The sequence below is a fragment of the Acetanaerobacterium sp. MSJ-12 genome (assembly GCF_018917875.1).
Lineage (GTDB): Bacteria > Bacillota > Clostridia > Oscillospirales > Ruminococcaceae > Bittarella > Bittarella massiliensis.
In genome coordinates this window covers 1-981 of record NZ_JAHLPK010000021.1, presented here as the reverse complement: position 1 = coordinate 981, position 981 = coordinate 1, and the positions used below count along the sequence as shown (strand labels likewise).

1 protein-coding gene is annotated in these 981 nt (G+C 67.3%); it reads left to right on the top strand.

Annotated features, from left to right (window positions below):
- Window positions 1-981: DUF5011 domain-containing protein (locus tag KQI11_RS13025; RefSeq protein WP_216402425.1), on the top strand; the 981-nt coding region annotated here is incomplete at both ends.

Here is a 981-nt window from a genome sequence, read left to right as displayed (position 1 = left end):
TCCGCCCCTCTACGGCGGCAGCTTTGACCGCGCAGTGGTGGACGGGATGCTGGCCTACCGCTACGCTGTGCCCGCCGGCTGTACCGCCCAGGTGGTGGTGAAGGACAGCAAGGGGACGGATATCACCGCCCAGAATCAGTATTTGGACACCACCAAGCCCGGCGGGGTGGACATCTTCTACACCCTCACCGACGGGGACGGCAACACCACCGAGATCATCCTCCACTACCGGCTGGTCAAGGCCCGCCCGCCCCAGGTGGACCCCGTCGACCCAGACGCGCCCCTGCCCGAGCCGGAGGTGGACCCCATCGACCCGGACGACCCAGAGGGGCCGGTAAAGGCCGTCTACAAAGACAGTTTGACCGAGCTGATCCGGGAGAGCGGCGTCATGGACAAGGCCGCCGCCCAGACCCTGATGGAGGAGCGCTACCACTTCACCTACCCGGATGCGGCCGGCCAGTCGGTGCAGGTGGAGTTGGAGGACAGAAACGGCGCCCCCATCGAGGAGATCGACCTGACCCGGGTGGGGGACTACCTGATCCGCTACACAGCCACCGACGCAAACGGGAACCAGACGGTGGTGGAGCTCTCCTACCACCTCATCAGCCGGGTGCCGCCGGTGATCGTCCCGCCGGAGGACGGGGAACTGGTGGGCCCGACGCCCGCCGACCCGGACGACCCCCTGACCCCTCTGCCGGACGGGGAGGAGCCCGACCCGGAGAAGCCCTCGGCGCTGCTCTACGAGGACGAGTACACCGAGTACATCAAGGACAGCGTGCTGGACAACGCGGCGGCCCTCTCCTGGATGGAGGAGCGCTACGGAGCCAGCTCCCCGGTGGGGGCGGCGCTCACGGGGAGCGTCTCCCTCTACGACAGCAAGGGGAACTTGGTGGGTCAGATCGACCAGAGCCGGGTGGGGGACTACGTCCTCATCTACACCGTCACCGACCAGGACGGCAACCGGGTCAGCATCAAGTTGAA